The organism is Halomonas sp. GD1P12 (assembly GCF_025725645.1).
GTDB lineage: Bacteria > Pseudomonadota > Gammaproteobacteria > Pseudomonadales > Halomonadaceae > Vreelandella.
This window is the reverse complement of record NZ_CP107007.1, coordinates 3101443-3127695: the sequence shown is the minus strand read 5'-3', so window position 1 is coordinate 3127695 and position 26253 is coordinate 3101443. Positions and strand designations below refer to the sequence as shown.

22 protein-coding genes are annotated in these 26253 nt (G+C 63.1%); 17 read left to right on the top strand and 5 right to left on the bottom strand.

The window, feature by feature from the left end; genetic code table 11:
* Positions 1–23: 23 nt before the first annotated feature.
* From ispH to OCT39_RS14370, 9 genes are all read left to right on the top strand, one after another.
* Positions 24–1013 (top strand): 4-hydroxy-3-methylbut-2-enyl diphosphate reductase, encoded by a 990-nt coding sequence (gene ispH, locus OCT39_RS14410; RefSeq protein WP_263585148.1) that lies wholly within the window; start codon positions 24–26, stop codon positions 1011–1013.
* Between the two features lie 61 nt (positions 1014–1074).
* Entirely contained in the window at positions 1075–1494 is a 420-nt protein-coding gene (locus tag OCT39_RS14405; protein ID WP_311960074.1) for a type IV pilin protein, read from the top strand.
* Complete coding sequence (locus OCT39_RS14400) at positions 1495–1896, top strand: prepilin-type N-terminal cleavage/methylation domain-containing protein (protein WP_263585147.1); 402 nt, start codon at positions 1495–1497, stop codon at positions 1894–1896.
* Positions 1893–2363: a PilW family protein gene (locus tag OCT39_RS14395; RefSeq protein ID WP_263585146.1), complete on the top strand. Its 471-nt coding sequence runs from the start codon at positions 1893–1895 to the stop codon at positions 2361–2363. Before OCT39_RS14400 ends, OCT39_RS14395 begins: the two co-directional genes overlap by 4 nt.
* Positions 2350–2823, top strand: a complete 474-nt coding sequence (locus OCT39_RS14390) for a hypothetical protein (RefSeq protein WP_263585145.1) — start codon at positions 2350–2352, stop codon at positions 2821–2823. Before OCT39_RS14395 ends, OCT39_RS14390 begins: the two co-directional genes overlap by 14 nt.
* A 51-nt stretch (positions 2824–2874) precedes the next feature.
* Entirely contained in the window at positions 2875–3894 is a 1020-nt protein-coding gene (locus OCT39_RS14385; RefSeq protein ID WP_263585144.1) for a tryptophan--tRNA ligase, read from the top strand.
* 172 nt (positions 3895–4066) lie between these two features.
* Positions 4067–5092, top strand: coding sequence for an AI-2E family transporter (locus OCT39_RS14380; protein ID WP_263585143.1), 1026 nt, complete (start codon positions 4067–4069; stop codon positions 5090–5092).
* Between the two features lie 65 nt (positions 5093–5157).
* On the top strand, positions 5158–6384 hold the full coding sequence (locus OCT39_RS14375) for a YeeE/YedE family protein (protein ID WP_263585142.1): 1227 nt from the start codon (positions 5158–5160) through the stop codon (positions 6382–6384).
* A gap of 166 nt (positions 6385–6550) precedes the next feature.
* Positions 6551–8227, top strand: coding sequence for an NAD-dependent malic enzyme (locus tag OCT39_RS14370; RefSeq protein WP_263585141.1), 1677 nt, complete (start codon positions 6551–6553; stop codon positions 8225–8227).
* 113 nt (positions 8228–8340) lie between these two features.
* Here the strand turns inward: OCT39_RS14370 and acnA are convergent, their stop codons facing one another.
* Complete coding sequence (acnA, locus tag OCT39_RS14365; RefSeq protein ID WP_263585140.1) at positions 8341–11076, bottom strand: aconitate hydratase AcnA; 2736 nt, start codon at positions 11074–11076, stop codon at positions 8341–8343.
* Between the two features lie 348 nt (positions 11077–11424).
* On the opposite strand from acnA, the gene trxB reads away from it, so the two are divergent.
* Complete coding sequence (trxB, locus tag OCT39_RS14360) at positions 11425–12375, top strand: thioredoxin-disulfide reductase (protein ID WP_263585139.1); 951 nt, start codon at positions 11425–11427, stop codon at positions 12373–12375.
* On the opposite strand, the gene OCT39_RS14355 is transcribed toward trxB, so the two are convergent.
* Positions 12376–12894, bottom strand: coding sequence for a GspH/FimT family pseudopilin (locus OCT39_RS14355; RefSeq protein WP_263585138.1), 519 nt, complete (start codon positions 12892–12894; stop codon positions 12376–12378).
* Between the two features lie 110 nt (positions 12895–13004).
* Between OCT39_RS14355 and thiO the strand changes: the two genes are divergently transcribed.
* Entirely contained in the window at positions 13005–14102 is a 1098-nt protein-coding gene (gene thiO, locus OCT39_RS14350) for a glycine oxidase ThiO (RefSeq protein ID WP_263585137.1), read from the top strand.
* On the opposite strand, the gene OCT39_RS14345 is transcribed toward thiO, so the two are convergent.
* A complete protein-coding gene (locus OCT39_RS14345; RefSeq protein WP_263585136.1) occupies positions 14099–14359 on the bottom strand; it encodes a PP0621 family protein in 261 nt (86 codons plus the stop codon). The genes thiO and OCT39_RS14345 overlap by 4 nt on opposite strands.
* 173 nt (positions 14360–14532) lie before the next feature.
* Here OCT39_RS14345 and OCT39_RS14340 point away from each other — a divergent pair, with 173 nt between their 5' ends.
* On the top strand, positions 14533–16164 hold the full coding sequence (locus OCT39_RS14340; protein WP_263585135.1) for an NAD+ synthase: 1632 nt from the start codon (positions 14533–14535) through the stop codon (positions 16162–16164).
* 80 nt (positions 16165–16244) lie between these two features.
* Here the strand turns inward: OCT39_RS14340 and OCT39_RS14335 are convergent, their stop codons facing one another.
* Together OCT39_RS14335 and OCT39_RS14330 are read right to left on the bottom strand one after the other, a co-directional pair.
* Positions 16245–17930, bottom strand: coding sequence for a methyl-accepting chemotaxis protein (locus tag OCT39_RS14335; RefSeq protein ID WP_263585134.1), 1686 nt, complete (start codon positions 17928–17930; stop codon positions 16245–16247).
* A 237-nt stretch (positions 17931–18167) separates the two neighbouring features.
* Positions 18168–18983 (bottom strand): outer membrane protein assembly factor BamD, encoded by an 816-nt coding sequence (locus OCT39_RS14330; RefSeq protein ID WP_263585133.1) that lies wholly within the window; start codon positions 18981–18983, stop codon positions 18168–18170.
* 162 nt (positions 18984–19145) lie between these two features.
* Here OCT39_RS14330 and rluD point away from each other — a divergent pair, with 162 nt between their 5' ends.
* The 5 genes from rluD to ilvN all read left to right on the top strand — a co-directional run bounded on the left by rluD (position 19146) and on the right by ilvN (position 26251).
* On the top strand, positions 19146–20105 hold the full coding sequence (gene rluD, locus OCT39_RS14325; RefSeq protein WP_263585132.1) for a 23S rRNA pseudouridine(1911/1915/1917) synthase RluD: 960 nt from the start codon (positions 19146–19148) through the stop codon (positions 20103–20105).
* Positions 20102–20869 (top strand): peptidoglycan editing factor PgeF, encoded by a 768-nt coding sequence (gene pgeF / locus OCT39_RS14320; RefSeq protein WP_263585131.1) that lies wholly within the window; start codon positions 20102–20104, stop codon positions 20867–20869. Before rluD ends, pgeF begins: the two co-directional genes overlap by 4 nt.
* A 145-nt stretch (positions 20870–21014) precedes the next feature.
* A complete protein-coding gene (gene clpB / locus OCT39_RS14315) occupies positions 21015–23603 on the top strand; it encodes an ATP-dependent chaperone ClpB (protein WP_263585130.1) in 2589 nt (862 codons plus the stop codon).
* Positions 23604–24035: 432 nt separating this feature from the next.
* The gene (locus tag OCT39_RS14310; RefSeq protein WP_263585129.1) at positions 24036–25760 is read left to right on the top strand and encodes an acetolactate synthase 3 large subunit; all 1725 of its coding nucleotides are present in this window, start codon (positions 24036–24038) and stop codon (positions 25758–25760) included.
* Positions 25760–26251 (top strand): acetolactate synthase small subunit, encoded by a 492-nt coding sequence (ilvN, locus tag OCT39_RS14305; protein ID WP_263585128.1) that lies wholly within the window; start codon positions 25760–25762, stop codon positions 26249–26251. The genes OCT39_RS14310 and ilvN overlap by 1 nt, the downstream gene beginning before the upstream one ends.
* Positions 26252–26253: the final 2 nt, after the last annotated feature.

Below are 26253 nucleotides of genomic sequence, written 5' to 3'. Positions count from 1 at the left end.
CGCTCACGCATCAAGGCGCTACCATGAACGCACCCGAAACCGAGTCTCAAACGACGCCGATCACCATTCAGTTGGCCAATCCGCGCGGCTTCTGCGCCGGGGTGGATCGTGCCATCGACATCGTCAACCGGGCGCTCGACGTGTTCGGCCCGCCGGTCTACGTGCGCCACGAAGTGGTCCATAACAAGTTCGTCGTGGATTCGCTTCGAGAGCGCGGCGCGGTGTTCGTCGAAGAGCTCGACGAGGTGCCGGACGACGTCATCGTGATCTTCTCCGCCCACGGTGTCTCCCAGGCGGTGCAGGAAGACGCCGACCGGCGGGGCTTGAAAGTGTTCGACGCCACCTGCCCGCTGGTGACCAAGGTGCACATGGAAGTGCTGCGCTACGCCAAGCGCGGCCAGGAGTGCATTTTGATCGGCCACGAAGGTCATCCCGAGGTCGAGGGCACCATGGGCCGCTACGATACTTCCTTTGGCGGGCGCATCTACCTGGTCGAGGATGAGGAGGATGTGGCGAAGCTCGACGTGGCCGACCCGTCGACGCTCTCGTTCGTGACCCAAACGACGCTGTCGATGGACGATACCGCGAAGGTGATCGACGCGCTGCGCGACAAGTTCCCCGAGATCCAGGGCCCGCGCAAGAACGACATCTGCTACGCCACGCAAAACCGCCAGGACGCGGTGCGCGATCTGGCGGCGCAAAACGATCTCATTCTGGTGGTGGGCAGCCCCAACAGCTCCAACTCCAACCGCCTGCGCGAGCTCTCCGAGCGCATCGGTACACCCGCCTATCTGATCGACAACGCCGATCAGATCGAGGGCCACTGGCTCGACAACGTGTCACGTATCGGCGTGACCGCCGGCGCCAGCGCCCCGGAAGTGCTGGTCAAGGGCGTGATCGAGCGGCTCAAGTCGCTCGGGGCGACGGACCCCTCGGAGCTTGCCGGCCGCGAAGAGACCATCGTGTTCTCAATGCCCAAAGAGCTTCGCGACCAGGTGATCGCAAGCGGCTAATGCGTTCAACGCCCGTTTTAGCCATACTTAAGGTATGGGCTAACTAAAACGAGGCGACCCCGTGACCAATCGTTTTGACCCACGCGCCGGTGCCACGTTGCGCCCGCGCGGTTTCACCCTCATCGAAGTACTCATCGTGGTAGCGATCGTCGCGATCCTCGCGGGCATCGCCTATCCAGGCTATCAGCGCTATACCCAGAACGCGCTTCGCACCGATGCCCAGGCCGGGCTTTTGAGCGCCGCCGCCGAGCTCGAACGCTGCTACGCCCGTCTCTACAGCTACGACAACGGCTGCGCCATCCCTGATACCTCCCCCGATGGCCACTACGACATTCTACGAACCCCCGGCAATACGAATGCGCAGGCGCCGGACTACGATGGTGGTTTTCTACTGACGGCCACGACCGATGAGAACGACGGCTGCAGTGAGCCGCTTACTCTGAACGCGCTCGGCGAGCGTCACCCCGAACGGTGCTGGTGAATGAGCACCGGTCAGCGTGGCTTTGGGCTCGTCGAGTCGCTGGTCGCGCTGCTGGTGCTCTCGCTTGGGCTGGTCGCCATGGCCGCGCTACAGTTGAAGTCCCTGCAGGGTGCCCACGAAGGGTACCAGCAAGCGCTTGCAAGCGTTGCCGCGCTGGATGCCCAGGAGCGGCTCTGGGCTGAGTACCGTCGCGCGCCGGCCTGCGCCGACATGGCTATCGGTCAGGTCGAGCGCCGCTGGCGCCAGTACTGGTTCGATGAGGGCGAGGCGCTGCTTGCCGGTGACGCCCTGGGCGCGATAGAGCGTCAGGGCTGCGCGTTTATGATCACCGTGACGCGCGTGTCGTTTGTCCCTGCGACGTATCGGCTCGAGCTGCCTGCCCGGTCGGCGGAGCGCCCATGAACGGGCAGCGAGGTTTGACGCTGGTGGATGCGCTGGTCGCGGTGGCGCTTTCCAGCGCCGTGGTGCTTGGCGCCGGGCGGCTTTTGCTGTCGAGCTTTCACACCTTCGAGCAGGTGGACCGGCTGGGTCGCCAGCAGCAAACCCTCATTTATACCGCCACGGCCATGGCCGACCGGCTGCGGCGCCCGAGTGACTTTAGCGCGCAAACCGCAGCGGCTTTTCACCTTGTGTGTCGCGGCGAGCCGGGTGAGTGTCGCTGTACCGTGCAGGACCGCGAAGAGGCCCAGCCGCTGGTCTCGTTCGACAGGCTCGGACCAGGCGCCTGCGCGCAAACCGGTGCGCTGATCGAGCCCGTTCAAAACGGCGTGTTTCGCGTCGCCCTGCCGCTTGGCCCCAACGGGCAGCGGGTTGCCTTTCATGTCACTCAGCGCCCATTTGGGCTGGCGAGTACCGATGCGCTGCGCTGAGACTACCTCCGTCCTTGGCCGCCAGCGTGGTGCGGCGCTGGTGGTGGTCATGGTCGTGTTGACCGGCGCGCTGATGCTCGGCCTCGTTGGCGTTCAGTCGGCGCTGGTCGACCAGCGCCAGGCCGCCAACTACCGCGCCGCGCTCAAAGCGCACATGCGCGCCGAAACTGCCGCCGCGAGAGCGCTTTCCGCCGTTGATACGCTCGACTGGCACAATGCCCCCACGCTCGAACCGGGTCAAAATGCTCGCTGGCCGATAGTCACCGCGCACCCCGCGGCGGTGCATCGCTGTGTCGAGGGTTCGTGTCTTTATCTGCCCGTGATGCGGGGCGCCGAACGCTGGGTGCTGGCACTTGGCGTGAGCCGCGCGAGCAATGGGGAGCTTGCCGCACACAGCGCGCCGATACTGCTGCGGGTCGACGAAGAGCGCGAGCCCGGGGCGACGTTTTCGTGGGATTGAGTGTACAATCGAGCCACTTTCGAATTTTTATGACGCTGGATCGATCACACCATGAGCAACGCCAAAACCCGTGTGCTGACCGGGATTACCACCTCCGGCACGCCCCATCTGGGCAACTACGTCGGCGCCATCAAACCGGCCATCGAGGCAAGCCAGGACCCGAACGTGGAGCCGTTCTACTTCATGGCCGACTACCACGCGCTGATCAAGTGCCAGGACCCCAAGCGGGTGCAGCAGTCGCGCCTGGAGATCGCCGCGACCTGGCTGGCGCTGGGCCTCGATACCGATAACGCGGTCTTCTACCGCCAGTCGGACATTCCGGAAATTCCCGAGCTCATGTGGATGCTCTCCTGCGTCTGCGCCAAGGGGCTGATGAACCGTGCCCACGCCTATAAAGCGGCGGTGGCGGATAACGAGGAAGCGGGCAATCAGGACGCCGATAAAGGCGTGACCATGGGGCTGTTTGGTTACCCGGTGCTAATGGCGGCGGATATCCTGATGTTCAACGCCCACAAGGTGCCGGTCGGGCGCGACCAGATTCAGCACATCGAAATGGCGCGCGACATCGCCGGACGCTTCAACCACCTTTATAAAGGCAATTACTTCGTCCAGCCCGAGGCGGTGGTGGACGAAAAAACCGAAGTATTGAAGGGCCTGGACGGGCGCAAGATGTCGAAAAGCTACGACAACACCATTGCGCTGTTCGCCCCGGAGAAAAAACTCCAGAAGCTCGTTCGCAAGATCAAGACCAACTCGCTGGAGCCTGGCGAGCCAAAGGACCCGGACACCTGCACGCTGTTTCAAATCTACGCGGCCTTCGCAAGCGCCGAGGAAGCGGCTGCGATGCGCGAGCAGTACGCTGCCGGCATCGGCTGGGGCGATGCCAAAAATCAGGTGTTCGACTACCTGAATGCACACCTGCAAGCGCCCCGCGAGCGCTACTCGGCGCTACTCGAAGACCCGGGCCATATCGAAAATGTATTGCAAAAGGGCGCCGAGCGCGCCCGCGAAGAGGCCACGCGCACCATCGAGACGCTGCGCTCGGCGATGGGGCTGGGGCGCTTTAGCTAAGCGTATCACCGCCCGAATATCGCGCAAGCGATAGGCTCTGCCGCCAGGCAGGGCCTTTTTTAGCGCCGTGCCTAACCGTTTCGTGGCGCATAAGCTACAGTCAGGCGACAAGGATGCCGTGAGTCGGGCGCTTTTCGTCCTATGGGGCAACGCATTGACAAGGAATGAGTAAATGCAATCGACGTACCGTCATCAAACGTTTACCGAAAAAGCCATGATCGTACTGGCGCTGGCGGTCGTGGCGCTGGTGCTCTGGAAACTCGTGGGGTTGCTGCTGCTGATCTTCGGCGCGGTGGTCGGGGCCTGTATTCTGCAAACCTGCATGAATCCGCTGCTCGATCGAGGTATGCCGCGCTGGTTGGCGCTATTGATCGTGGTGGTCGGCCTGATACTGCTGCTGGCCGGTATCAGCCTGGCCTTTGGCTCTCAGGTGACCTCGGAGCTCGAGTCGCTGACGTCGCTGCTGCCCGACGCCTGGCAGCAGCTCAGAGAGCGCCTTCAGGATACGCCGCTGGAACCCTTGATGGACAACGCCGGCGAGCGCGCCGGGTCGATGTTCGAAAACGGCATCGCGCAGTTCGGCATGGTGGTGGTTTCCATGGGCGGGAGTCTGGTGAACTTTTTTGCCCTGTTCGTGGGCATGATCTACTTCGCTGCCCAGCCGCAGGTGTATCGCCACGGACTGCTGCTGCTCGCGCCGATCAAGAGTCGCGACAAACTGGCCGGTGCGCTGGATGCCAGCGGCAAGGCACTGCGACATTGGCTCGGTGGGCAGCTGATCGCCATGGCAAGCACCGGTTTTCTGGTCGGGGTGAGCATGTGGTTGATCGGTGTGCCGGCCCCACTCGGGCTTGGGCTGATTGCCGGGGTGCTGGACTTCGTGCCGCTGGTCGGGCCCTTGATCGCCGCGGTGCCGGCACTTTTGCTCGCCTATACGGTCAGTCCCCAAACCGCGCTGTTCGCGCTGATCGCTTACGTGATCATCCAGCAGATCGAGGGCAACGTGCTGCAGCCGCTGGTGCAGCAGCACGCGGTAAGCCTGCCGCCGGCGATGCTGCTGTTTTCGCTCTTCGCTGCCAGCACGCTTTTCGGCGTCGCCGGGGTGCTCCTGGCCGCACCGCTGACCGTAATCGGTTTCGTGTTGATCAACGAGCTCTACGTTCAGCGCGAAGAGGGTGATCACAATCCTGTCGAGTAGGCCAGCGCGCTACCCGGTTTTATAATCAGCGCTTGCAATCAACGCTTAACCATCGAGGGTGCCTCATGTCGACCACGTCTGCCTCACCGGAGGCCGAAAAACTCTCCAACAAGTACCGGGTGCCGCTGCTCGCCATGGCGGCGACGGTACTCGGTGCGCTATTGATCGGCGTGTTCTTTAGCGCCAATACCGGGCTTTTGATGATCATCGGCGCGCTGTTTGGCGTCGTGCTCTACCACGCCGCCTTCGGTTTCACCGCGGCCTGGCGGGCCTTCATCACCGAGCGCCGCGGCCGGGGCTTGCGCGCTCAGATGGTCATGCTCGCCATTGCCGTCGTGCTGTTTTTCCCTGCCCTCGGCGCGGGGTCGCTCTCCGGCACGCCGGTGGCCGGTTTCGTTGCGCCCATCGGCGTGTCCGTGGTGGTCGGCGCGTTCATTTTCGGGCTCGGCATGCAGCTCGGTGGCGGCTGCGCCTCGGGAACGCTCTTCACCGCCGGCGGCGGCAACGCGCGCATGCTGATCACGCTGCTGTTTTTTGTGGTTGGCTCGGTGATCGGCACCGCTCACTTCGCCTGGTGGCAGAGCCTGCCGGCGTTCGCGCCGGTATCGCTGGTGGAGGTCGCGGGCCCGAGCGTAGGTATCGCCATTAGCCTGGTGATCTTTGCCGCGATCGCCGCGACCACGCTGGTGCTGGAGCGCCGCCGCCACGGCCAGCTCGAAAGGGCGCCGGCGGTGACCCGGCCGCTGCGCGAGCGTTGGCTGGCAGGACCCTGGCCCTTGTATGCCGGGGCCGTAGCGCTGGCGCTTTTGAACTTCGCCACGCTGGCGCTTGCCGGCCGCCCCTGGGGCATCACCTCGGCCTTCGCGCTGTGGGGGGCGAAGGTGTTCGAATTCATCGGCGGCGATGTCAGTCAGTGGGGTTACTGGCAGTCCGCGTCCAACGAAGCGGCGCTCAACGCCAGCATCTTTTCGGACATCACGACGGTCATGAACATCGGCATCATGCTGGGGGCGTTGGCGGCGGCGCATCTGGCCGGGCGCTTCGCGCCGAACTTCAATATCCCGATTCGCTCGGTGGTGGCGGCGATTCTCGGCGGGCTGATGCTTGGTTACGGCGCGCGACTCGCCTTTGGCTGCAACATTGGCGCCTACTTCAGCGGCATCGCCTCGGGTAGCCTGCACGGTTGGGTCTGGATGGCAGCCGCCTTCGCCGGCAACATGCTGGGGGTCAAAATGCGGCCACTGTTTTTCGCCGGGGTAGAAGGGCGCAAGCCGAAGGCGAAAACCGCCTGACGCTAACTGATTGATGTCTCGTGCCTCGCTAAAAAAGCGGGGCATTTTTTTGCGCCAGACGGGTGCGCGTGCCACCTTTGTCGTAGTAGCGTGGTACATTACGCCGTCATACTGTAAACGCTTGATATTGCTGCGCTGCAGCAGTAATGGACGAGAAGAGAACCCCATGACTGAAAGCAAACGCCCCTTGTACATTCCTTACGCCGGTCCTTCCCTGCTCGAGATGCCGCTATTGAACAAAGGCAGTGCGTTTACTCAAAAGGAGCGACTCGCGTTCAACCTGATTGGTTTGCTGCCGCAGAAGGTCGAGACCATCGAAGACCAGCTCGAGCGTAGCTACCGCCAGTACCAGCAGTGCCATAACGACCTGGACCGCCACATTTTCCTGCGAGCGATCCAGGATGACAACGAAACGCTCTACTTCCGGCTGGTATCCGAGCATCTCGAGGAGATGCTGCCGATCATTTATACGCCGACGGTCGGCAAAGCGTGTCAGGAATTTTCCAATATCTATCGCAACCACCGGGGGCTTTTTATCAGCTACCCGGATCGTGAGCACATGGACGACATCCTACGCAGCGCCACCAAGGACAACGTCAAGGTGATCGTGGTCACCGACGGCGAGCGCATTCTGGGCCTTGGCGACCAGGGCATCGGCGGCATGGGCATCCCGATCGGCAAGCTGGCGCTTTACACCGCTTGTGGCGGGATCAGCCCGGCCTATACGCTGCCGATCATGATCGACGTGGGCACCAACAACCAGGCACTGCTGGACGACCCGATGTACATGGGCTGGCGCCACGAACGGGTCGGCCAGGACGAGTACGACGCCTTCATGGCGGACTTCATCGCCGCGGTCAAGCGCCGCTGGCCCAACGTGCTGCTGCAGTTCGAGGACTTCGCCCAGGCCAATGCCGTGCCGCTTTTGGAGCGCTACCGCAACGAGCTTTGCTGCTTCAACGACGACGTCCAGGGCACCGCCTCGGTGGTAGTGGGCACGCTGATGGCGGCCTGCCACGCGCGTGAAGAGAGTATCGCCAAACAGCGGGTAGTCTTCGTCGGTGGCGGCTCCGCCGGCTGCGGCATCGCCGAGCAGGTCGTGGTCGCGATGCAGGCCGAAGGGCTATCGGAGCGCGAAGCGCGCGAGCGGATCTACGTCATCGACCGCGACGGATTGATGACCTCGGATCAGAGCTGGCAGCGTGATTTCCAGCGCCGGCTGGCCCACGACCCTTCGCTGGTCAAGGACTGGAACGGTCAGGGGCTCGAGGAGACCATCGCTCAGATCAAACCTTCTGTTCTGATCGGCGTGTGCGGCCAGCGCGGTATCTTCACCGAGCAGGTGGTGCGCACCATGCATGCCGGCTGTGAGAATCCGGTGATCATGCCGCTCTCCAATCCGACCTCTCAGGCAGAAGCGTTGCCGGAAGACGTGATTCGTTGGACCGATGGCCAGGCGCTGGTCGCCACCGGCAGCCCCTTCGCGCCGGTGGTGCACAACGGGCGCACCTACGCGATCGCCCAGTGCAACAACGCCTACATTTTCCCCGGCATTGGCCTTGGCGTGGTCGCGGCGAAAGCCCACCGCGTGACCGATGAGATGCTGATGAGCGCTTCCCGGGCGCTGGCGCGCGAAGCGCCGCTGGTCAAGGAGGGCAAAGGGGCGCTGTTGCCGCCGCTGTCCAGAATCCGCGAGATCAGCCAGTCGATCGCTTTTGAAGTGGCCGCTACCGCCCAGCATAACGGCGTGGCGCTGACCACCAGCGGCACCCAGCTTCGTCACGATATCGAAAGCGCGAGCTGGGACCCGGACTACCGCGAGTACCGCCGTCGCGCCGTTTAAACCTTCACGCCGCGCAGGCCCCCGCGCCGCTGCCCTGGCAGCGGCGCTTTTTTAGGGGCGAAAAAAAACCCCCACCAGGGTGGGGGCATGCAAGCATTGGGTTCATCTACTGCTTAGGCTGCGCCGATCATCTTGCGCAGCACGTAGTGAAGAATACCACCATGGCGGTAGTACGCCAGTTCGTTCACCGTATCGATACGGCATTTCGCCTCGAGGGTGCGCTCACCGTCGCCGTTTTTGATCGTGACCTTCACGTTCGAGCCCGGGCTCAGATCGGAAAGGCCCTCGATCGATACCTCCTCATCGCCGGTCAGCCCCAGGCTCTGGCGGCCTTCGCCTTCCGGGAACTGTAGCGGTACCACGCCCATGCCGATCAGGTTGGAGCGGTGAATACGCTCGTAGGACTCCGCCAGCACCGCACGTACGCCGAGCAGGCGCGTGCCCTTGGCGGCCCAGTCGCGGCTGGAACCCGTGCCGTACTCCTTGCCGGCGATCACGACCAGCGGCGTGCCTTCTTCCTGATACTTCATGGCCGCATCATAAATGGCCATCTGCTCGCCGCTCGGCACGTGGCGGGTTTCGCCGCCGACCACGCCGTCGAGCATCTCGTTTTGAATACGCACGTTGGCGAAGGTGCCGCGCATCATCACCTCGTGGTTGCCGCGCCGCGAGCCGTAGGAGTTGAAGTCCACCGGCTTCACACCATGCTCCTGCAAATAGCGCCCGGCGGGGCTGTCCGGCTTGATCGAACCCGCCGGCGAGATGTGGTCGGTGGTCACCGAGTCGCCCAGCATCGCCAGCACCCGGGCGTTTTTGACGTCTTCGGTGGGCTCGGGTTCGCGGCCCATCCCCTCGAAAAACGGCGGGTGCTGAATGTAGGTGGACTCCGGCCATTCGTACACCTGACTTTCCGGCACGTTGATCGCTTTCCAGGTCTCGTCGCCTTCGAACACCTCGCCATACTCCTTGCGGAACATGTCGGTGTTGACCTTCTCGACCGCCTCGGCGATTTCGGCCTGGGAGGGCCAGATATCCTTCAGATACACCGGGTTGCCGTCGCCGTCATCGCCAAGTGGTTCATCGACCAGATTGCACTGCACGTTGCCGGCCAGGGCGTAGGCGACCACCAGGGGCGGTGAAGCGAGCCAGTTGGTTTTCACCAGCGGATGCACACGGCCTTCGAAGTTGCGGTTGCCCGAGAGCACCGAGGCCACGGCCAGGTCGCCTGAGTTGATCGCTTTTTCGATCTCCTCGGGCAGCGGGCCGGAGTTGCCGATACAGGTGGTGCAGCCGTAACCCACCAGATTGAAGCCCAGCGCGTCCAAATCCTCGTTCAGATTCGCCGCGGCCAGGTAGTCGGTGACGACCTTGGAGCCCGGCGCCAGGGAGGTCTTGACCCAGGGTTTGGTTTCCAGACCTTTCTCTCGCGCCTTGCGCGCCAGAAGGCCGGCGGCCATCATCACGCTCGGGTTGGAAGTGTTGGTGCAGGACGTAATCGCGGCGATCACGACCGCCCCCGGGTTCAGGCGGAAACTCTGGCCGTTGTAGGCCACGTCCTGGCTGTCGTTGTGCTCGAAGCTGCGCTCGAGACCCACGGCGGTCTGGCCACCTTCCGAGGAGAACTTGCCGGTTTCGGTGTTTTGCTCGAGCTTGCCGTCGTCTTCCATCACCTTGTTGAAGGCGTCGGGCAGGTTCTTGAGCGATACGCGATCCTGCGGGCGCTTGGGTCCGGCCAGGCTCGCCTCGACGGTGCTCATATCGAGGCCCAGGGTGTCGGTAAAGACCGGCTCGTCGCCGGGTTCGCGCCACAGCCCCTGCTCCTGGCAGTACGCTTTGACCAGCGCGATCTGGTCGTCTTCACGGCCGGTCAGGCGCATGTAGTTCAGGGTTTCGTCGTCCACCGGGAAGAAGCCGCAGGTCGCGCCGTACTCCGGCGCCATGTTGGCGATCGTGGCGCGATCCGCCAGCGGTAGATCCTTCAGGCCGTCGCCGTAGAACTCGACGAACTTGCCGACCACGCCTTTCTTGCGCAGTATTTCGGTGACGGTCAGCACCAAGTCCGTTGCGGTAATGCCTTCCTGCAGCTTGCCTTCGAGCTTGAAGCCGATGACTTCGGGAATCAGCATCGACACCGGCTGACCCAGCATCGCGGCTTCCGCCTCGATGCCGCCCACGCCCCAGCCAAGTACGCCAAGACCGTTGATCATGGTGGTGTGCGAGTCGGTGCCGACCAGCGTATCGGGGAAGGCGTAGGTTTTGCCGTCTTCTTCCTTGGTCCAGACCGATTTGCCCAGGTACTCCAGGTTGACCTGGTGGCAGATACCGGTGCCCGGTGGGACGACCTTGAAGTTGTCGAAGGCCTGCTGGCCCCAGCGCAAAAACTCGTAACGCTCGCGGTTGCGCTCCATTTCGATCTCGACGTTCTCATCGAACGCCGTGGCATGACCGAACTCGTCGACCATGACCGAGTGGTCGATGACCAGATCCACCGGCGAAAGCGGATTGATGCGCGCCGGGTCCTCGCCGAGCTTTTCGACCGCGTCGCGCATGGAGGCCAGATCGACCACGCCGGGTACGCCGGTGAAGTCCTGCATGAGAACGCGTGCCGGACGATAGCCGATTTCACGGCTCGATTTGCCCTCTTTCTGCCAGTCGACCAGCGCCTGCAGATCGTCGTTGTCGACGCTTTCGTCGTCGCCGAAGCGCAGCTGGTTTTCCAGCAGAATTTTCAGGGTCTTGGGTAGCCGTTCAATATTGCCAAGCGACTCGGCCGCCTTGGGCAAGCTGTAGTAGGCGTAAGAGCGGCTGCCTACCTCCAGGGTGCTGAGCGTATCGGGGATCTTGCTCATTCCATGCTCCTCTACTTGATGGCTGGGCGTTTTTAGGTTTTTGCAGTGCCACGGTAAGTCATGTTCAGGCCTTAAATTAACACACGTTGGGTGGCGCTCTGTTGGCACCTGGCCTGTTCCGCCGCGATGGGTCGTTGTGTAAAGCCTAGCTTATTAATGGTACTTGTTAATGGTACATGGGCATTTTAATCCGGCCTTTCAAGCGCGCGGCACCCAATGGATGAGCGTGGGCCTTGTAATCGCTTGTACTCGACGCCATTTCAGGCAGACTCTCTTGTCTGGTTTTCGACCGCTACCAGCGCATGGTTGGTAGGGTGATCGGTTTTATCGAGATTTATAGGTGGTGTCATGGAAACGCGTCATGAACGTTTGATCATTCTCGGCTCCGGGCCTGCCGGGTACACTGCGGCGGTTTACGCCGCTCGCGCCAACCTGAAACCGGTGCTCATCACCGGGCTACAGGCCGGCGGACAGCTGACCACGACCACCGACGTGGACAACTGGCCCGGGGAAGCCGAGGGCATTCAGGGCCCGGCGCTGATGGAAAAAATGCAGGCCCACGCCGAGCGCTTCAATACCGAGGTGCTGTTCGACCATATCAGTGAAGTCAGCCTGAGCGAAAAGCCTTATACGCTTAAAGGCGATAGCGGTACCTACACCTGCGACGCGTTGATCATCGCCACCGGCGCCAGCGCCCGCTACCTGGGGCTGCCCACCGAGCAGCAGTTCATGGGCCAGGGCGTTTCCGCCTGTGCGACCTGCGACGGTTTTTTCTATCGCAATCAGGAAGTCGTGGTCGTGGGCGGTGGTAACACCGCGGTAGAAGAGGCGCTCTATCTCTCCAACATCGCCTCCAAAGTGACGCTGGTACACCGTCGCGATACGCTGCGCGCCGAGAAGATCCTGCAGGACAAGCTGCTCGAGAAAGTCGAGGCGGGCACCATTGCGCTCGAGTGGTTCCAGCAGGTCGACGAGGTGCTGGGCGACGGTAGCGGCGTGACCGGCGTGCGCTTGAAGTCCACGCTCGACGGCACGACCAAGGAGCTTCACGCGCCGGGGCTGTTCATCGCCATCGGCCATAGCCCCAATACCGGCATTTTCGAGGGACAGCTTGCGATGAAGGGCGGCTACATCACCGTCAATTCCGGGCTCGAAGGCAATGCCACCGCGACCAGCGTGCCCGGCGTATTCGCCTGCGGCGACGTGATGGACCATATCTACCGCCAGGCGATCACCTCGGCGGGCAGCGGCTGCATGGCGGCCCTCGACGCCGAGCGCTATCTGGACGGCATCGCCTGATCAAAAGCAGTCCGGGCGCTGCTCGTTGACTCGGAGCCGGCCGAGCTGGCTCAGTACGAGCACCCGGCCGGTGTCGGCGCCGTTGCATAGATAAAACGTTCCGTTGAAGCCGCTGGTGTGGCCCAGCGGCGTGTAGCGTACCTGCCGCCAGCCCCGGTTGTAGGTGATGTCACTGTCAGGATGCGTGGGAAAGATGCGTACCACGCGCCGCGACGCATGCCCCCCATCGAGCGCGGTTTCGATGACCGCCAGCGGCTGGCTCCAGTCATTGCTGCACTGGCGCGCGTGGGTGATGGGGCAAAGTGTGACGGTTCTTCGCTTTGTGATCGCCGTATTACGCGCCAGGGAAAACGCGCGCTGAAAACGATTGATCTCGCTTTTGAGCGCCACGGCGTGGCCAAGGGCTTGAAGATGAGAGGACGCCCCGTGGGTCAAAATGACGGCGATGAGCAGCGCGACGACCAGCTCCAGCAGGGTAAAGCCGCCTGCCGCGGGTGAGCGCTTAAGCAAACGAGGCATGAGTCGGCCCTCCCGAGGCGCCGAGTGTCCTGAGGCTAGATTAATGAGCCTTCGAATCAAAGAAGGTAGGCGCGAGCGCAGACGCGTGTAGGAAATAAGGAACGGGTATCGTGAGCGATTTCTTGATTGTGGGCGGCGGGGTCATCGGCATGATGACCGCGCTTCAATTGGCGGACGCCGGCCAGACGGTCTCGATCGTCGAGCGTGGCGTGTGCGGCCAGGAGGCGTCCTGGGCGGGCGGCGGTATCGTCTCGCCGCTTTACCCCTGGCGCCACGGGCCGGCGATCTCGACGCTTTCGCGTTGGTCGGAAGGCGCCTACCCCACGCTTGCGCTGCGCCTGCTGGAAGAGACCGGGATCGACCCGGAGTATCGTCAGAAAGGGCTTTTGTACCTGAGCGTCGAGGACGATGAGGCGGCACTCAATTGGTCGCGCGAGTTCGGTAAGCCCCTGGAGCGCGTCAGCCGCGCCTTCGTGGCCGACAAGGAGCCCCAGGCCGCCGCAACTGAGCGCGCGCTCTGGATGCCGACGCTTGGCAGTGTGCGTAACCCACGCCTGGGTCAGGCGCTGCGCGCCCGGCTTGAGGCCATGAAAGGCGTGACGCTTTATGAGCATCAGCAGGTAGGCGGGCTGGTCGTCGAGCACGGCCGGGTGACGGGGATCGAAACTCGAGAAGGGCATCGACGGGCGCAGCGCGTGGTGCTCTGCGCCGGGGCCTGGACGGCGGCGCTTCTGGCGCCGCTTGGCATCGAGCTTCCGGTGCGCCCGGTCAAGGGGCAGATGATCGCCTATCGGGCGCCGAAGGGGCTCGTCGAGCGCGTCGTGCTCAAGGATGGGCGCTACATCATTCCCCGAAATGATGGCCTGCTGCTGGTGGGCTCGACGCTCGAGGAGGCCGGCTTCGACAAGAGCACTGATGAAGCCGCCCGCGCGTCGCTCGTTCGAAGTGCCGAGGAGATCGTGCCGGCGCTCGCCCACTATCCGGTAGCGCACCACTGGGCGGGGCTACGGCCGGGCTCACCCAACGGACTTCCCTTTATCGGCGCGGTTCCGGGAGTCGCCTCGCTTTATATCAACGCCGGGCATCATCGCAACGGGCTGGTGCTGGCGCCGGCCTCGACGCACCTGCTGGCCGATACGCTGCTTGGCCGCGCGCCGCTGATCGACCCGACGCCCTTTGCGCCGACCGAAGAGCGGCTGGCGCTTTAGGCGGGGTCGTCTTTCTTCTGCTCCTCTATGTAGCGCTCTCGATGGGCGCTTGAGCAGAACCACTTCTCATCGAAGCGCAGCGCTTCGTTTTCCGGCACGTGCACCTCGCACCAGCGACAGCGCACCATGGCGCCGCCTTCGACGCGCTTGGGCGTTTCGTTCTTTGCCAATTTGTGCTGGCGGTACCGGCCGTAGAGCTTCAGGCCCACATAAAACACCAGCGCAAAAATAAGTAGCCGAATGATCAACAGGTTCATCCTTTTATCGCTCCCAGCGGGAAGGGGGTAACCGGGGGCGCCCTTTGCCAGCGGCGAGCGCTTGCGGGACAATGCGGGCGACCCGGTACGGTTTGGAGGCGAGTGAGCGCTGAGCCTTGGCGCTTCGCGTCCAAACGGTATGTTTCAAGGATTCTCAAGAGATTTTACCCCCCATGCAAGAGTTAACGCTGGTCATGGCCCAACTCGACCCACTGGTCGGGGATATTGCCGGTAACGCCGCCAAGGCGATCGAAGCGGTTCGCGAGGCGCGTATCGAGCACCGGGCGGACGTGGTGGTCTTTCCCGAGCTGTTTCTGACCGGCTACCCGCCGGAGGATCTTTTATTGAGAGCCTCGATGGAGTCGCGCCTGGAAAAGGCCCGGGCGACCATGGCCGAGAAAGTCGCCCGCGACGTGCTGGTGATCATCGGCTACCCGGGCGTGAGAGACGGTAAGCGGTTCAACCTGGCCGGCGTGCTCTATAACGGGCAGTGGCAGGCGGAGTACGCCAAGCAGGCGCTTCCCAACTACCAGGTGTTCGACGAGCAGCGCTACTTCACCGCCGGGCGCGAGCCGCTGGTATTCGAGCACAAGGGCGCCCGGCTTGGGCTTTTGATCTGCGAGGATCTGTGGGAGAGCGCGCCGATCGAGGCGGCCAAAGAGGCCGGCGCCGACGTGCTGGTGACGCTCAACGCCTCGCCCTTTCATCAGGAGAAGCCCAGCGAGCGGCTGGCGCTGTTCGAGCAGCGCGCCCGCGCGGTCAGCCGGCCGATCGTCTACGTCAATACCATTGGCGGGCAGGACGAGCTGGTGTTCGACGGCGGCTCGAGCGTGATCGACGCCGACGGGGCGCTCAAGGTGCTCGCCCCTTACTGGCAGGCCGGACTGATGCCGGTGCGCTTTGTCGAGTCTGACGGCGCGTGGGCACCGGAAGCCGGTGAGATCGAAGAGGCGGTGTCACCAGAGGAGAGCCTCTACTGCGCGCTGGTCACCGGGCTTCGCGACTACGTCAACAAGAGTGGTTTCCAGGGCGTAGTGCTGGGGCTCTCCGGCGGTATCGACTCGGCGCTGTCACTGGCGATCGCCGTGGACGCGCTCGGCCCGCAGCGGGTGCAGGCGGTGATGATGCCATATCACTACACCGCGGACATCTCGAAAGAGGATGCCGCGCAGCAGGCCGAGATGCTCGGCGTCAACTATGACGTCATGCCGATCGCGCCGATGGTCGAGGCGTTCACCCGGACGCTTGCCGAGAGCTTCGCCGGTGCCGAGCGTGACACGACTGAGGAGAACCTGCAGTCGCGCTGTCGCGGCGTGCTGCTCATGGCGATCTCCAACAAGAAAGGGCTCATGGTGCTCACCACCGGCAACAAGAGCGAGATGGCGGTGGGCTACGCCACGCTCTACGGCGACATGGTCGGCGGCTACAACGCCATCAAGGATGTTTACAAGATCTGGGTATACAAGCTTGCGCGCTGGCGCAACACGCAGTCGCCGGCGGTCCCCGAGCGGGTCATCGAACGCCCCCCGAGCGCCGAGCTCGCCCCGGATCAGCAGGATAGCGATTCGCTTCCGGACTACGACGTGCTCGACGCGATTCTGTTGCGCTACATCGAAGGCGACATGAGCGCCGAGGCGATCATCAATGAGGGCTTTACCGAGGCTGACGTCTATCAGGTGGTCAAGCTGGTGGACCGCTGCGAGTACAAGCGCCGCCAGGCGCCGGTCGGCGTGCGCGTCACCGCCCGAGGCTTTGGCCGCGACCGCCGCTACCCGATCGTCAACGGCTGGCAGCCTGGTGACTGACTAGTCGCGTGGTAAGCGGCCCTCGATCATGCAACAAGCCAGGCACTGCCTGGCTTGTTTGTATCCAGAAGCGGTGAGGGTTAGAAACTCTCCCAGGCGGGCTCTGCAGGGCGCTGAACGAGCGGTTTGGAAGCCGTGTTGCGAGTCGCTGGCAAGGCGTTGGCGGTTGAGGCCGGCGCGGTGGAGGCTTGGGCCGAGGCAGGGAGTTTGAACGTCTGCATGGCGTTGATGAGCTCCCGTGCATTGTGGCGCAGCGTCGAGGAGGCACTGGCGCTTTCGCTGACCAGGTGGGCGTTGTCCTGGGTCATTTGATCCATTTCGGAAACGGCCTGGTTGATCTCGCGCACCCCGGCGCTCTGCTCGGCGCTGGCGCTGCTGATCTCGTTCATGATGACGTTGACCCGCTCGATGGCGCTGATGATCTCTTCAGTGGACTGGCGCGCAAGGCTTGCGCGCTCGTTGCCGTGTTTGACGCGCTCGAGGTTTTTCGAAATCAGCGCGTTGATCTCTTTGGCTGCGCTGGCGCTTCGCTGGGCGAGATTGCGCACTTCGCTGGCCACCACCGCAAAGCCGCGGCCGTGTTCGCCGGCGCGTGCCGCTTCTACCGAGGCGTTCAGCGCCAGAATGTTGGTCTGAAAGGCGATCGCATCGATGGTCGCGATGATGCCGGAAATCTCCTGGGAGCTTTGGTCCAGTTCGTTCATGGTCGCGGTCATTTCGCGAACCGCCTTGCCGCCCTGGGCGGCGGTGGCGGTTGCCTGCGTCGCTTCCTGGCTTGCCCGTTCGGCGTTGTCGGCGTTCTGGGTCACGGTGCTGTTGAGCTGCTCCATGGCAGCCGCGGTTTGGGCCAGAGCGCTTGACTGCTGCTCGGTGCGCGAGGCGAGGTTGGTATTGCCTTCGGCGATCTGCTCGCTGTTGCTGGCCACCGCCTCGGCACAGCCGCGCACTTTCAATACGATCTCCTCGAGCTGCCCGGCCATGGCCACTTGCGAGGCCATGATGCCGCGTTCGCGTTTCGTGTGGCGCTCGCTTGCCACGGCCAGATTGCCGTTACCGATCGCGTTGGAAAACGCCTGGACCTCGAAGGGCTCGGCACCCAGTTCGCTCAGCAGCTGGCGCGACAGCCAGAATGCCATGAGCCCGCCGATGATCAGCGCCAGCAGGGTCAAGCCGAGCATGAGGTTTTGAAAGCTCGCGGCGGCGTGGCGGGCGTGGTCGGTGGTGACGTTGTTGAGCCGCTCCTGCAGGTCGATGAACTGATTGATGCGCGACAGCCACTCGGCGTACGCCGGCCCCGCCCGTTCGATCAAAAGCGTTTGCGCCCGGGCGAAGTCGCCTGCCAGCCGTGCGCCGACCACCGCGTCGGTCAGCTCGAGCGTTAATGCCTGCTGCGCCTGAACGCTTTCGATAATACGCGCTTCCTCTGCCGGCCCCGGGTAGTCGCGGGTGATCTTTGCCATTTCCTGAGAGGCGTTCAGGTAGTTGTCCTGAAGCCGCCGCATTTCGCTACTCAGGTCGCGGTACTGGTTGTCCGTGGCGGTAATGACGAGATCGCGAAGGGCAATGGCTCGGTCGTGAACGCTGCCGCGCCAGTCAATGGCATGGCGCTGCTTGACGGCATTGACGTCGTTGATCTCGGCCAGGTCACGATTGATCTGGCCCACTTGATAGATCCCGATGGCGGTGAGCGCGGCAAGAAAAAAGAGCAGAATCGAGAAAGCGATGGTGAGGCGGGTGCTGATTTTTAGCTGGCTTCGAGCGGGCATGCGTACAATTCCCTTGTAGCGATGGCTGTTATTGGCTGATGCAATACTAGATCTATGTACAAATATTGCATAATATTTTTTGCTATTTTTTTGTTAGGGATAGTTAAAAAGTGCTAGCAAAAAAGGCCGCCAGAAATTTCTGGGTAACGGCAAGAGGCTCAACGTTCGCCCACAAAAAAAGCCCCTGACCGGCGCTTGGCCGTTCAGGGGCTTTATGGAGTGCTATCAGTGCAGGGATTAGCCGTGCTTGGGCACGAAACGTCCGCCGCGAAGCTGCTCGTGATTGGGGTCGTTTTCACGCAGCACCGCGAGCACTTCCTCGGCGCGGTCGTTCATGCCCAGGCCCTGGTAGCCTTCGACCATGGTGGCCAGGGCGTCGCGGGTGGCGTTGGCTTCGGGGAAGTTTTCGATCACCCAGCGTCCGCGCTCGACGGCGGCAAGATACGCGCCGCGGCGCAGGTAGTAGTCCGCCACGTGCAGCTCGTGCTGGGCCAAAAGCTCACGCAGATAGACGATACGCTGCTGGGCATCCGGGGCGTACTCGCTTTGCGGGAAGCGCTGGATCAACTCGCGGAAATCGTTGTAGGCATCCCGCGAAGCGCCAAGATCGCGCTTGGAGATGTCGATCAGGCGCAGCCGCTCGAGGCTGAAACGCCCGGCCTGCCAGGCAGAGAGCCCGCGCAGGTAGTAGGCGTAGTCGACCTGAGGATGATCCGGCTGCAGGCGGATGAAGCGGCTGGCCGCGGCGCGCGCCTCTTCCCAGTTGCCGTTTTCGTAGTAGGCGTAGATCAGCTCGAGCTGGGCCTGCTCGGCATGGGCGCCGAAGGGGTAGCGGGTATCCAGCGCTTCCAGGCGGTCGATGGCGATGGGGTAGCGGTTATCTTCAAGCGCGGTGCGAGCGAGCTCGTAGAGCTCGCGCTCCTGAACGTTGGAGAACTCGCCCTCATCCTGCTCGGCGGCGTCGTCGTTGTTGCTGTTGCTGGCACAGCCGGCTAGTAGAGCAAGGCTCAAGGCTACGGCGCCAAAGCGGTGGGCAGTGGAGAAAACGCGCATCATCATCCTCGTTGCAAACAAGCCTCAATCACCGAAAAGCGAAGATGGCCATAAGTAGAAATGGTAGAATAGGTCGCAATTGGCCCACTATAAAACACCTTGGCGCAAAACGCAGGCATCACCGCGTTTTGCCGCTCGGGTCTGCGTCCTAAGAGGTTCTGCATGTCGCACATCATCGAAGCCACACACCAGGTGCCCGCCACGCTTGCCGGCGCTCGCCTGGACCAGGCGGCGGCGGAGTTGTTCAGCGAATACTCCCGCGAGCGCTTGAAAGCGTGGATCAATGGCGGCGAGCTGACCGTGGACGGCGCGACCGCCAAACCCAAGGCAAAGCTCCACGGCCTAGAGACCCTGCGCCTTTGCGCTACCCTCGAGGAGGATACGCGCTTCGCCGCCCAGGAGATTCCCCTCGATATCGTGTTCGAAGACGAGGCGGTCATCGTGCTCAACAAGCCCGCGGGCATGGTGGTGCACCCGGCAGCGGGCAACCCGGACGGCACGCTTCTGAACGCGCTGCTGTTTCACTGCCCGTCGCTGGCCGAGATTCCTCGGGCGGGGATCGTTCACCGCCTTGATAAAGACACGACCGGCCTGATGATGTTGGCCAAGACTCTGACCGCCCAGACCCGGCTGGTCGAACAGCTGCAGGCGCGAAGCGTTTCGCGCCAGTACGATGCGGTGGTGATCGGCAAGCCCGTATCCGGGGCCACGATCGATGCACCAATCGGCCGCCACCCGAAGGATCGCAAGCGCCAGGCCGTGACCGCCTCGGGCAAACCCGCCGTCACGCACTACCGCGTGGTCGAGCGCTTTCGCGCCCATACCCACGTGCGCTGTCAGCTCGAAACCGGGCGCACCCACCAGATTCGCGTACACATGGCCCACGCCCGCTACCCGCTGATCGGCGACCCGCTCTATGGCGGGCGGGCGCGCCTTCCGCCGGGCGCCGGTGAGCAGTTGAAGGAGATTCTGCGCGAGTTTCCCCGCCAGGCGCTGCACGCGCGAAAGTTAAGCTTTATTCATCCGGTCAGCGAAGAGCCCATGACGTTTAGAGCGTCGCTGCCCGACGAGCTCTTGATGCTGCTGGACTACCTGCGCGATGACAGCGAGACCAAACGATGAGCGATGCCATCGACCTGCACCCGAGTAAGGTGGTGCCGGACTGGCCGGCGCCGGACAACGTTCGTGGCTTCGTCACGACCCGCGAAACCGGCCCTAGCCAGAACGACTTCGCCGCCTTCAATCCGGCCAGCCACGTTGGCGATCATCCGGATCACGTGGCGCTTTGCCGGCGCCTGCTGCAAAAAGAGGTCGGCGACGACCGCCCGCTGTTGTGGCTCGACCAGATTCACAGCGCCCGCGTGCAGCAGAGCTTTCAAGCGAGCCCGCCTAAAGCGGACGCCTCGATCGCCACGACCAGCGAGTACGCTTGCGTGGTGCTCACCGCCGACTGCCTGCCGGTGTTCTTCTGCAACCGCCAGGGCAGCCAGGTAGCGGTGGCCCACGCCGGCTGGCGCGGGCTTGCCAGCGGCGTGCTGGAGGCGACGGTCGCGGCGATGAACTGCGACGCCGACGATATTCTGGTGTGGCTGGGACCGGCGATCTCCAACGCCCAGTTCGAGGTCGGCCCGGAGGTGTATGGCGCCTTCGTCGGTGCCCATCCGGAGAGCGCGGACGCCTTCGAGCACAGCCCCTACCGGCTCAACCACTACATGGCCGACCTCTACCGGCTGGCGCGCTTTCGCCTGGCGACTCTGGGCGTTCACCACATCAGCGGCGGCCACTTCTGTACCGCCTGCGAATCGCGCTTTTACTCCTACCGCCGTGACTCGGGGCGCACCGGGCGCATGGCCAGCGTCATCTGGCTCGCCAACGACCCGGTGTGAGTGAATCCGAATTTAACCCTGCATGAGCTCTTGAAAGCGCCCTGAATCGGCACCATTTAATTTGTCAAGCCAAACCTTCTGGCAAATTGAAACCGTTCAGGGCCACGCCGCGCGTCCAAACGCGCGGCCACCCCGGGAGAATGCCATGCGATTCGATAAATTCACCGCGAAGCTCCAGTCCGCCGTTGCCGAGGCGCAGTCTCTGGCTGTCGGCCAGGGCCATAATCAGCTCGAGCCCGTTCACCTTCTGCTTTCCCTGCTCGATACCCGCGACACCGGGATCAAGGCGCTCATCGACAAGACCGGTGGGGCGAGTTCGCGCCTGCGCGACGCGCTCAAGCGCCTGCTCGAGGATCTGCCCAAAGTCAGCCAGTTCGATGGCAATGTGCAGCCCTCGCGCGATCTGGTGAAACTTTTCAACCTCACCGACCGTGAAGCGCAAAAGCGCGGCGACCAGTTCATCGCCAGCGAACTCGTGCTGCTTGCGGCACTTGAGGCCGGCGGCGCGGTGGCGAAGGCGATGAAAGAGGCCGGCATCGAGCGTAAGAATCTCGAAAGCGCGATCGAGAGCCTTCGCGGCGGCGCGAGTGTGAGTGATGCCAACGCCGAGGATCAGCGTGAGGCGCTCAACAAGTACACCCTCGACCTCACCCAGCGGGCGCTTGAAGGCAAGCTCGACCCGGTGATCGGCCGCGACGACGAGATTCGCCGCACGATTCAGGTGCTCCAGCGGCGCACCAAGAACAACCCGGTATTGATCGGCGAGCCCGGCGTGGGCAAGACCGCCATCGTCGAGGGGCTGGCCAGCCGTATCGTCGATGGCGAGGTGCCGGAAGGGCTGAAGGACAAGCGCGTGCTGTCGCTGGACATGGGATCCTTGCTGGCTGGCGCCAAGTTTCGCGGCGAATTCGAAGAGCGCCTGAAATCGGTCCTCAAGGAGCTTGCCCAGGAAGAAGGCCGAGTGATCCTGTTCATCGACGAGCTGCACACCATGGTCGGCGCCGGCAAGGCCGACGGCGCGATGGACGCCGGCAACATGCTCAAACCGGCGCTTGCCCGCGGCGAGCTGCACTGCGTGGGCGCGACCACCCTCGATGAGTACCGCAAGTACATCGAAAAGGACGCCGCGCTCGAGCGCCGCTTCCAGAAGGTGCTGGTCGACGAACCCTCGGAAGAGGACACCGTCGCCATTCTGCGCGGTTTGAAGGAGCGCTACGAGGTGCACCACGGCGTGGCGATCACGGATTCCGCGATCATCGCCGCGGCGAAGCTCTCTACCCGCTACATCACCGACCGCCAGCTGCCGGACAAGGCGATCGATTTGATCGATGAGGCAGCCTCGCGCATTCGCATGGAGCTCGATTCCAAGCCCGAGTCGATGGACCGCCTCGACCGGCGCCTGATCCAGCTCAAGATGGAGCGCGAGGCGCTCAAGAAGGAGACCGACGAGGCGACCCGCAAGCGGCTGGAAGCACTCAACGATCACATTCATGAGCTCGAGCGCGAATACGCCGACCTCGACGAGATCTGGAAGGCGGAAAAAGCCAGTATTCAGGGCGCCGCCCAGTTCAAGGCCGAGCTCGAGCAGGCGCGCCTGGATCTCGAGCAGGCGCGTCGCCAGGGCGATCTTGGTCGCATGTCCGAAATCCAGTACGGCAAGATTCCCGAACTCGAGAAGAAGATCGCGGAAAGCGGTGAAGGCGAAACCGATACCGCCCATCACCAGCTGTTGCGCTCCAACGTGACCGAAGAGGAGATCGCCGAGGTCGTTTCGCGCTGGACCGGCATTCCGGTATCGAAAATGCTCGAAGGTGAGCGCGATAAGCTCCTGCGCATGGAAGAGGCGCTGCACGAGCGCGTGATCGGCCAGGAGGAAGCGGTCGAGGCGGTGGCCAACGCGGTGCGCCGCTCGCGGGCCGGCCTTTCCGACCCAAACCGGCCCAACGGCTCGTTTCTGTTTCTCGGCCCGACCGGGGTGGGCAAGACCGAGCTTTGCAAGTCGCTGGCCAACTTCCTCTTCGATACCGAGGAGGCGATGGTGCGTATCGACATGTCCGAGTTCATGGAGAAGCACTCCGTGGCGCGGCTGATCGGCGCGCCTCCCGGCTACGTCGGTTATGAGGAGGGCGGCTATCTGACCGAAGCGGTGCGCCGCAAGCCCTACTCGGTGCTGCTGCTCGACGAGGTGGAAAAGGCACACCCGGATGTGTTCAACATTCTGCTGCAGGTGCTCGAAGACGGGCGGCTGACCGACGGCCAGGGCCGCACGGTAGATTTTCGTAACACCGTGATCGTGATGACCTCGAACATGGGTTCGGACATCATCCAGCGCATGGGCGGCGAGAACAGTGACGACGCGGGCTATGAAGCGATGAAGGACGCGGTGATGGACGTGGTCGGCAACCACTTCCGCCCAGAGCTCATCAACCGCATCGACGAAGTAGTGGTCTTCCACGCCCTGGGGCAGACGCAGATTCAGGCGATTGCGTCTATCCAGCTCGAGCGCTTGAAGGCGCGCCTTGCCGAGCATGGTTTGAGTCTCGAGGTCAGCGACGAGGCCATGGCGCAGCTCGCGGTCGTCGGTTTCGACCCGGTGTTCGGGGCGCGGCCGCTCAAGCGGGCGATCCAGAGCCGGATCGAGAACCCGCTGGCCCAGGACCTGCTCGCCGGCAAGTACGCGCCGGGCGCGACCATCCACGTCAGCGCCGAGGAGGGCAAGCTGGTCTTCGCCTGATAGCACGTGATGTGATCGACCGACCCCGCCGGACAGCCCGGCGGGGTTTTTGTTTTGGTGCACCCGCCCCGGATTGGGGCGATGAAAGGTTGACAGGCAAGAGGCGCTATTGGAATCTTGTGGGTTCCTGATTTGCGGACGCGGACCCCACGGGTAACCCCCTATCCCCGCGTGAAGGGTAGGCTTTCGCCTTTACCCGCCGAAGGACTTCCGGGCTCAAGTCAACCGCTTGGCCTGGCCAACGCCCCGACGCGGTGAACCGCCGTGAAAGGACGCCGTTTCAACACGGCCTCCGATGAGAGTGCTGGCCCTAACCGGGCCGTATGCCAGGGTTTGGCATCAGGTGTCGGCATCGCCGGCAGCGGCATACCGCCGCACTCGACCCCGCAGCCATCTGCGGATCGCACTCGAGACCTTTAGGGGAGAATTACTGTGGAACTGCTTTCCGGCGCAGACATGATCGCCCGCTTCTTGAAAGACGAGGGCGTCGAATACATTTATGGGTACCCCGGTGGGGCGGCGCTGCATATCTATGATGCGCTCTTCCGTCAGGACGATGTCAAACATATTCTGGTGCGCCACGAGCAGGCGGCGACCCACGCCGCCGACGGCTACGCCCGCGCCTCCGGTAAGCCCGGCGTGGTGCTGGTGACCTCCGGGCCCGGCGCGACCAACGCCGTGACCGGCATCGCCACCGCCTACATGGACTCCATTCCCATGGTCGTACTGTGCGGCCAGGTCATGAGCCATCTGATCGGCGAAGACGCCTTTCAGGAAACCGATATCGTCGGCGTGACCCGCCCGATCGTGAAGCACAGCTTCTCGATTCGTCACCCTTCCGAAATTCCGGACGTGCTGAAAAAGGCGTTCTATCTCGCCTCGACCGGCCGCCCGGGCCCGGTGGTGGTCGATATCCCGAAGGATATGACCGCGCCGACCGAGCGCTACGAGTACGCTTACCCGAAAAAGGTCAAGCTGCGCTCTTATAACCCGGTCAGCCGCGGCCACACCGGGCAGATCAAAAAGGCCGTCGAGCTGATGCTCAAGGCCAAACGCCCGGTGTTCTATACCGGCGGCGGCGTGGTCACCGGCCGTGCCAGCGAAGGTTTGACGGATCTGGTCAAGAAACTCGGCTTTCCGATTACCACCACGCTCATGGGCATCGGCGCCTACCCGCAAAGCGACAAGCAGTGCCTGGGTTGGCTCGGCATGCACGGCTCTTATGAGTCCAACATGGCGATGCACCACGCGGATTTGATCATTGCCATCGGTGCGCGCTTCGACGACCGGGTGACCAACAACACCTCGAAATTCTGCCCCACGGCGAAAATCGTTCACGTCGACGTCGACCCGAGCTCGATCTCCAAGACCGTGCGCGCCGACGTGCCGATCGTCGGCCCTGCCGCTGGCGTCATCAACGAGATGATTAGCCTCGTTCAAGGGCGCACGGTGGAAAACACCGACGCGCTTAACGAATGGTGGGAGAAGATCGACGGCTGGCGCCTGGATCGCGAAGGCAAGCTCTATGAGCCGTCCAACCCCGGCGAGGCGCTCAAGCCTCAGGAAGTGGTCGAGGCAGTTTGCCGCGTGACCCGGGGCGAGGCGTTCGTCACCACCGATGTCGGCCAGCACCAGATGTTCGCCGCCCAGTACTACAAGTTCGACAAGCCCAACCGGCTGATCACCTCCGGGGGCCTGGGCACCATGGGCTTCGGTTTTCCGGCGGCCATGGGCATCAAGAAGAGCTATCCGGATGATGACGTGGTGTGTATCACCGGTGAAGGCAGCTTTCAGATGATGATGCAGGAACTCTCTACCTGTAAGCAGTACGGGGTAGGGGTGAAGATCGTTAACCTGAACAACCAGTCGCTCGGCATGGTGCGCCAGTGGCAGGACTTGAACTACAAGTCGCGCCACGCCCACTCCTACATGGAGTCCTTGCCGGATTTCCATCTTCTGATCGAGGCCTACGGTTTTACCGCGATTACCGTGACCACGAAAGAGGAGCTGGAGCCGGCACTGGCCCGTGCCTTCGAAGACAAGCACGAACTGGTGTTCCTCGATATCAAGGTCGACCCCTTCGAGCACGTCTATCCGATGCAAGTGCCGCTTGGCGCGATGCGTGACATGCTGCTGTCCAAAACGGAGCGTACCTGATGCGTCATATCATCTCGATTCTTCTGGAAAACGAACCGGGTGCGCTATCACGTGTGGTGGGCTTGTTTTCTCAGCGTAACTTCAACATCGAAACGCTCAACGTTGCACCCACCGAAGACCCGTCGCTCTCACGGCTGACGGTCACCACGGTGGGCGATGATCGCGTGATCGAGCAGATCACCAAGCACCTCAACAAGCTGATCGACGTGGTCAAGCTGGTCGATTTGACCGAGGGTAACCACATCGAGCGCGAGCTGATGCTGGTGAAAGTGAAAGCGCTGGGCGCTGCCCGCGACGAGGTCAAACGCACGGTCGACATCTTCCGCGCCCAGGTGGTGGATGTGACGCCGAGCCTCTACACCGTGCAGATCACCGGCGACGCCGCCAAACTCGACGCGTTCCTGCAGGCCATGGCGCCGGTGGGCATTCTCGAAGTGGCGCGCACCGGGGTGTCCGGTATCGCGCGGGGAGACAAGGTGCTGTCGCTCTAGCG

Excerpts from the sequence above, each read along its gene's own strand:
- ispH (WP_263585148.1), top strand. The coding sequence starts at position 24 with ATGAACGCACCCGAAACCGAGTCTCAAACGACGCCGATCACCATTCAG.
- OCT39_RS14400 (WP_263585147.1), top strand. The coding sequence starts at position 1,495 with ATGAGCACCGGTCAGCGTGGCTTTGGGCTCGTCGAGTCGCTGGTCGCG.
- OCT39_RS14395 (WP_263585146.1), top strand. The coding sequence starts at position 1,893 with ATGAACGGGCAGCGAGGTTTGACGCTGGTGGATGCGCTGGTCGCGGTG.
- OCT39_RS14390 (WP_263585145.1), top strand. The coding sequence starts at position 2,350 with ATGCGCTGCGCTGAGACTACCTCCGTCCTTGGCCGCCAGCGTGGTGCG.
- OCT39_RS14385 (WP_263585144.1), top strand. The coding sequence starts at position 2,875 with ATGAGCAACGCCAAAACCCGTGTGCTGACCGGGATTACCACCTCCGGC.
- OCT39_RS14380 (WP_263585143.1), top strand. The coding sequence starts at position 4,067 with ATGCAATCGACGTACCGTCATCAAACGTTTACCGAAAAAGCCATGATC.
- OCT39_RS14375 (WP_263585142.1), top strand. The coding sequence starts at position 5,158 with ATGTCGACCACGTCTGCCTCACCGGAGGCCGAAAAACTCTCCAACAAG.
- OCT39_RS14370 (WP_263585141.1), top strand. The coding sequence starts at position 6,551 with ATGACTGAAAGCAAACGCCCCTTGTACATTCCTTACGCCGGTCCTTCC.
- acnA (WP_263585140.1), bottom strand. The coding sequence starts at position 11,076 with ATGAGCAAGATCCCCGATACGCTCAGCACCCTGGAGGTAGGCAGCCGC.
- trxB (WP_263585139.1), top strand. The coding sequence starts at position 11,425 with ATGGAAACGCGTCATGAACGTTTGATCATTCTCGGCTCCGGGCCTGCC.
- OCT39_RS14355 (WP_263585138.1), bottom strand. The coding sequence starts at position 12,894 with ATGCCTCGTTTGCTTAAGCGCTCACCCGCGGCAGGCGGCTTTACCCTG.
- OCT39_RS14345 (WP_263585136.1), bottom strand. The coding sequence starts at position 14,359 with ATGAACCTGTTGATCATTCGGCTACTTATTTTTGCGCTGGTGTTTTAT.
- OCT39_RS14340 (WP_263585135.1), top strand. The coding sequence starts at position 14,533 with ATGCAAGAGTTAACGCTGGTCATGGCCCAACTCGACCCACTGGTCGGG.
- OCT39_RS14335 (WP_263585134.1), bottom strand. The coding sequence starts at position 17,930 with ATGCCCGCTCGAAGCCAGCTAAAAATCAGCACCCGCCTCACCATCGCT.
- OCT39_RS14330 (WP_263585133.1), bottom strand. The coding sequence starts at position 18,983 with ATGCGCGTTTTCTCCACTGCCCACCGCTTTGGCGCCGTAGCCTTGAGC.
- rluD (WP_263585132.1), top strand. The coding sequence starts at position 19,146 with ATGTCGCACATCATCGAAGCCACACACCAGGTGCCCGCCACGCTTGCC.
- pgeF (WP_263585131.1), top strand. The coding sequence starts at position 20,102 with ATGAGCGATGCCATCGACCTGCACCCGAGTAAGGTGGTGCCGGACTGG.
- clpB (WP_263585130.1), top strand. The coding sequence starts at position 21,015 with ATGCGATTCGATAAATTCACCGCGAAGCTCCAGTCCGCCGTTGCCGAG.
- ilvN (WP_263585128.1), top strand. The coding sequence starts at position 25,760 with ATGCGTCATATCATCTCGATTCTTCTGGAAAACGAACCGGGTGCGCTA.